The following is a 6,063-nucleotide window of genomic DNA, read 5'->3' as shown; positions in this document are numbered from 1 at the left end:
TTATGCGCAATCGTTATAATAAGCTTTGGCCTTTTAGCAACATTCAAACTTTAGCGATAAAATCTACCTCTAAACGTGGTCGCCTATCTCCATAGGGATTTTTTGTGAGAAATTTGTGAGGAGTACATAGTAGTATGCTATATGGGTGATTTTGGCTATTGTAGTCGAAATTTGTAGGAACATCGAGAGGGGGCAGGAAGCCTATATAAGTCTATATGTCTATAAGTCTATATGTTTTTAGACCTATAAAAAAAAGGAAATAGGAGATTCAAGTGTATGGCAGAAAAAATGAAAATTATGAATAAAAATCAGGAGGTAACAGATGAAACACAAAATTAAAAAAACTTCGTTGGCGATGGCTCTATTGGTATCGTTGGCACCTGCAACTCAAATTGTATCAGCGGCTGCGCCAACTTTTAAGGATGCAGATACGGCGCCATGGGCTCAAAAGTATATGACCAAACTTGCGCTGCTTGACATTATCGCAGGGGATAATGCAGGGATGTTTAATCCGCAAAGTAATGTTACGCACCAGGAAGCCGTTCTAATGGCGATCCGTCTAATGGGATTAGAGGAGGAAGTCAAGAAAGAGGGCGCAGTCAATCCTGTACTTACGGTTGACGACTTCGCTAAGCCTTACATTTCGGTAGCGTTGAAAAAAGGTCTTCTCGTGGCACGAGAAGAAACGAACACAGCAGAATGGGGTCAGCAGACATCAAGCCGTGAATGGACGATCAAGCTGATCATTAGGGCAATTAATCGCGAGTCAGATGCAGGGCGATTGACTGAAAGCACAACCTTGTTTAGCGATGAGCAAGATTTTACGCCATCTTACAAGGGTTACATCAATGCTGGTGTTAGCCTAAATATTGTTGAAGGCTTTGCTGACAATCAGTTTAGACCGTTGAAACTCGTAACGCGTGCTGAGATGGCGGCAATGCTAAGCAATGCGTTGCCTTACTTAACGAATGGAAAGGAAACTTCCTTAGCAGGCGTGTCCAATAGTGTAACTAACGGCATTATATCGGCCGTTTCGAGCGATTCGGTCTCTGTAACGTTGGCTTCAGAAACAAAAAAACTGAGTCTTACTTCGGAAACGCAATATTATGATAAAAATTCTTCGCAACAGCTGAGTTTTGATGATTTGAAGGTAGGACTGCTTGTATCAATCGTGAATAAAGAGGATAAAGCTTATTTGATTGAGGTCTCTTTAGGGGTTAATGAGCCTAAAGCAACGGCTGCTGTACGGGGTGAAATTGGTCCAGCTGGACCTGTAGGCCCTGCTGGAGCTGTAGGCCCTGCTGGACCTGCAGGTGTAAAAGGCGAAAAAGGCGAAAAAGGCGAACACGGTGAGACGGGATCAACAGGATGGCGTGGGGCGACCGGTGATACGGGAGCAACAGGAGCACAAGGCATCCAAGGCGTAACAGGAGCAACAGGTGCCCAAGGCATCCAAGGTGTAACAGGAGCAACGGGAGCCCAAGGCGTAACAGGAGCGACTGGAGCAACAGGGGCCCAAGGCATCCAAGGCGTAACAGGAGCAACTGGAGTGACAGGAGCCCAAGGCGTAACAGGAGCAACCGGAGCCCAAGGCGTAACAGGAGCAACCGGAGCCCAAGGCGTAACAGGAGCAGCCGGAGCCCAAGGCGTAACAGGAGCAACTGGAGCCCAAGGCGTAACAGGAGCAACAGGGGCTCAAGGAATAACAGGAGCAACTGGAGCCCAAGGCGTAACAGGAGCGATTGGAGCCCAAGGCATCCAAGGCATAACAGGTGCCCAAGGCCTCCAAGGATTAATTGGAGCGATGGGGCCAGTAGGACCAGCAGGAGCAACAGGGGCAACAGGTCTCCAAGGTCTCCAAGGTTTCCAAGGTTTAATTGGAGCGATGGGGCCAGTAGGACCAGCAGGACTAGCAGGAGTAACAGGAGCAACAGGGGCAACAGGTCCCCAAGGTCTCCAAGGTTTCCAAGGTTTAATTGGAGCGATTGGGCCAGTAGGACCAGCAGGACTTGCAGGAGCAACAGGAGCAACAGGAGCAACAGGAGCAACAGGAGCAACAGGAGCAACAGGAGCAACAGGAGCAACAGGAGCAACAGGTCTCCAAGGTCTCCAAGGTCTCCAAGGTTTCCAAGGATTAATTGGAGCGATGGGGCCAGTAGGACCAGCAGGAATAACAGGAGCAACAGGAGCATTTGGAGCAACAGGAGCAACAGGAGCAACAGGAGCAGGAGTGACAGGAGCAACCGGCGCCACAGGAGCTACAGGAGCTACAGGCGCACAAGGAGCGACCGGCGCCGCTGGCGCAGGCGGCTTGTCCACTTTTGGCTATTTGTATAGTGTGTTGCCATCTGGTGGGCCGTATCCAGCTAACTCAAATCTACCGTTGAACCAACGTGGTTATGTAACCTCTGGCATCGATGATAGTTATTTTGCGTCTTTCATGGGACAAATTGAAATAACTCAATCCGGAATTTATGAGATCAGCTATCAAGTATCGACAACTTCTGGAATCGGAGCTCAGATAGCGCTTCGCATAAATGGCGTAATAGATGCTGGCACGCGCATCCCCATTCTATCCAATAATAGTCAAATTTCGAATAAAGTCATTTTGCAATTGAGCGCGGGTAGCACTATAAACATAGTGAATGATTCAAATACTCCAATAATATTTGCGCAATCGCCCGCAGTAGGGATCTCTATCGTAATTGAAAAAATCGCTGGAAACTAGTACAAGGTTCTGAACGGCAAGAAGCTCAGGACAGATGGGGGAAGATGCAATGCACAAAAAGCGAACCAAGATATGGATCCGCACCACTATAGCTAGTTATTTACTCATGACCTCGGCCAATACTTATGGGAATGCGATTCAGGCAACGGATGTTACTGAACAATTGGCATCCGAAGCACCTTCGAGTCTCTTGATTGATTCGAGAGACGTGTATTTGAATGATGTTCAGTCGGCGGTGTATGGCACATTGCCGCCAATTATTCCAAGTGTAACGGCAGTAACCTATTCGGTATATGGAACGGTAGAGCCCCGTATTCGCATGGGCTTCGGGCAGAGCATGGCTATTGACGATCGTGGAGCGCTTTGGGTCTGGGGTTCAGTCCAGCCTCAAAGTGGAAATTCGTATCAGACACCGAAGCTGGTTGCAGGTATGGAACATGTCGCCGATGCTTTTATAGGAACTCATAATGTGGTCTTGAAAAATGATGGTACGGTTTGGACATGGGGCGACAACCGTTTCGGGCAGTTGGGCGACGGTACAACCGTATCTCGTCAGACGGCGGAACAAGTTTCTACACTTAGCGATATAACAGCAATTTCTGTGGGAGAATCGTACACCTTGGCGTTGAAAAAGGACGGCACAGTATGGGCTTGGGGGTCCAATGTATTTGGCGAGCTAGGGGATGGTACGACTACTCAGCAAACCGTTCCCATGCAGGTTCAAGGTCTGAACGATGTGACGTCCGTATCAGCTGCGGGATGGCATAATCTGGCGTTAACAAAAGACGGCACGGTGTGGGCCTGGGGCGCTAACGCCCAAGGACAATTGGGCGACGGCACGACAAGCTCCCGCAACCGCCCCTTCCAGATTGGCGGTATTCACGGAGTAAAAGCGGTCAGTGCTGGGTATGATCATTCGCTCGCTTTGTTGAACGATGGTACGGTGTGGGCTTGGGGGCATAACGAATATGGCGAGCTTGGCGATAAGACGAATAAAGGACATGCTGCTCCCGTTCAGGTTGCTGGCCTCGTTCAAGTGGCCTCGATTTCTGCGGGAGAATGGTACAGCATGGCGCTGAAGGAAGACGGTACGGTGTGGGCATGGGGTTCGAACAGCTATGGGCAGCTTGGCAACGGTACGCCTAGCCATCAAAACAGTCCTGTGCAAGTTCCCGGCATTGCCGCCAGTCAAATCTCCTCAGGCTTCTATGCAAGCGGAGCACTCGGGACCAACGGCGTGTATTATACATGGGGCTCCAACATATTCGGTCAATTAGGAAATCAAGAGAAGAATCTGCAGCTTTATCCGCAAGGAATAAATGGATTGAATTCAAAAGCGTCCAGGGAGAATTAATCAAGAAAGAAGCTGCGGTCTGCAATTGCTGCGACTGCAGCTGCTTTTTTTCATGTAGGAACAAGACTATGTCGAATAACAACTCGGAGCGTGATTTGGTATGATAACGGACATCGTCCTGCTGGCTCAGCATTTTGAAGCTATGCAAGAATGCATCCTCAACCTTCGTCTCTCTACTACAGAGCACCCTTACCATTTAATCGTTGTGTTGGAGGAAGACTCTCTGCGAATGTCTCAATGGCTAGAGCAGAATAGAAACGTAACTGTCGTGTTCTGTAAGCCTGGAACCAGCGTTGCGGCAGCTTACAATATAGGCGTTGCTGCTGCTTCATCACCTCATCTTGTATGCATGCGCGAGTATATGTACGTTACGGATGGATGGCTCGGACGGTTGAGCGACTGCATGGAGCGGCACAAGCTTGCGGCTGTGGTTGGCCCTGTCAGCAGCGGTATTAGCGGCGTGCAAAACACGCCAATTATCAGCGAAAACCCGCGAGTGATGCAGTCCTACTCCGAGAGCATTGGCATTATGCGCGAAAGCCGGAGCAAACGTGTAACTCGCGTGCTAAGCCATCTTGTGATGCTCCGTAAAAGCGCCTTTGACCAGTTGGGCGGGTTTGATGAAAGATTCGAAGAAGAAAGTTGCGAGGATGACGATTTATGCTACCGTGCTTTGCAAGAAGGTTACGAGCTTTATGTTGCCGAGGACTGCTTTGTGCGCTACGAGCGGAAATATGGAAAATATGCTGACGATCCTTCATTGTATGATGAACAAATTAGCACAAATAGCCGAAAATCGTTTGAAAAATGGGGATTGGATATCACATTGGCGTTGCACAGTTGGAAGTGGGCTGTTTCGGTCAGCTTGTGCATGATTGTCAAAAATGAGGAAGAAACGTTAGAACGCTGTTTGTCCAGTGTACAGGGATGCGTTGACGAGATCATTATTATCGATACGGGTTCCACGGATCGAACCAAAGAGATCGCTCGTCAATTTACGGATCGGATTTACGATTTTGATTGGATTGATGATTTTTCCGCAGCACGGAATTTTGCCTTTCAGAAGGCTAAGAAGGACTATATTTTATGGCTTGACGCTGATGATATCTTATTGCCAGGGGACGCTGACAGATTCCTCGTCCTGAAGCAATCCTTGCCATGGCATACAGATGCTGTTTCGATGGTATACAACCTCGCCTTCGACGAATTTGGCCATGTCACGGTCAGTTTGCGCAGAAACAGGCTGGTTAAGCGAGAAAGAGGGTTTCGCTGGATCGGTGTCGTACACGAGTATCTTGAAGTGTTTGGAGCGATCGAATACGCCGATGTATGCGTAACGCACGATCGCAAGCATACCCAAACTTCCCGCAATCTGCATCTCTATGAAAAAAAGGAAAAAGAAGGGAAGAAGTTCTCTTCCCGCGATTTGTATTATTATGCAAATGAACTATTCGACCATCAGCAATGGGCGCGCTCCTTACGTAAGTACGAGCAGTTCCTGGAACAGAAGGACAGCTGGATCGAAGACATTATCAATGCCTGCGGTCGCGCTGCTGACTGCTTGCACAAGCTGGGCAATCTGATGGAAGCGAAGGCGAAGGCGTTGTTATCGTTCGCTTACCAGTTGCCAAGAGCGGAGAACTGCTGCAGGCTGGGTTATTATCATATGGAAGAAAGCGATTATGCCAGCGCTGCGTATTGGTACCAAATGGCCGCTTCGCTGGAGAAACCGCAGCATCCGCAAGCCTTGATGCAGCATGCCTGCTGGACCTGGCTGCCGCATATCCAGCTTAGCGTCTGCTATAATAAGTTGGAACAAAATGAACGAGCTAATCACCACAACGAGATTGCTGCCACCTTTATTCCTGAAGACAGCAGAATCCTCAGCAATCGCGCCTTTTTTCAAGGCTTGGGCATTGGGGCTTCCGCGAGCACGACATGAAACGTCTGGCAGCATGAATGACACGCACGGTCTGCGGCA

General features: G+C 49.0%; 3 protein-coding genes. All 3 read left to right on the top strand.

Features of this window, described 5'->3' with window-relative positions:
* Positions 1–322: 322 nt before the first annotated feature.
* Positions 323–2,728 carry an S-layer homology domain-containing protein gene (locus GC096_RS39050; protein WP_171629425.1) on the top strand — a complete coding sequence of 802 codons (2,406 nt, stop codon included), beginning with the start codon at positions 323–325 and terminating at the stop codon, positions 2,726–2,728.
* Positions 2,729–2,777: 49 nt separating this feature from the next.
* A complete protein-coding gene (locus GC096_RS06405) occupies positions 2,778–4,082 on the top strand; it encodes an RCC1-like domain-containing protein (RefSeq protein ID WP_171629424.1) in 1,305 nt (434 codons plus the stop codon).
* Between the two features lie 100 nt (positions 4,083–4,182).
* Positions 4,183–6,024 (top strand): glycosyltransferase, encoded by a 1,842-nt coding sequence (locus GC096_RS06400; protein ID WP_171629423.1) that lies wholly within the window; start codon positions 4,183–4,185, stop codon positions 6,022–6,024.
* The last annotated feature ends 39 nt before the right edge of the window (positions 6,025–6,063 follow it).

It is taken from the genome of Paenibacillus plantarum (assembly GCF_013141695.1).
Taxonomy (GTDB): Bacteria; Bacillota; Bacilli; order Paenibacillales; family NBRC-103111; genus Paenibacillus_E; species Paenibacillus_E plantarum.
Note: the sequence above shows the minus strand (reverse complement) of the source record. Positions and strands in the feature narration are given on the sequence as shown.

Excerpts from the sequence above, each read along its gene's own strand:
- GC096_RS39050 (WP_171629425.1), top strand. The coding sequence starts at position 323 with ATGAAACACAAAATTAAAAAAACTTCGTTGGCGATGGCTCTATTGGTA.
- GC096_RS06405 (WP_171629424.1), top strand. The coding sequence starts at position 2,778 with ATGCACAAAAAGCGAACCAAGATATGGATCCGCACCACTATAGCTAGT.
- GC096_RS06400 (WP_171629423.1), top strand. The coding sequence starts at position 4,183 with ATGATAACGGACATCGTCCTGCTGGCTCAGCATTTTGAAGCTATGCAA.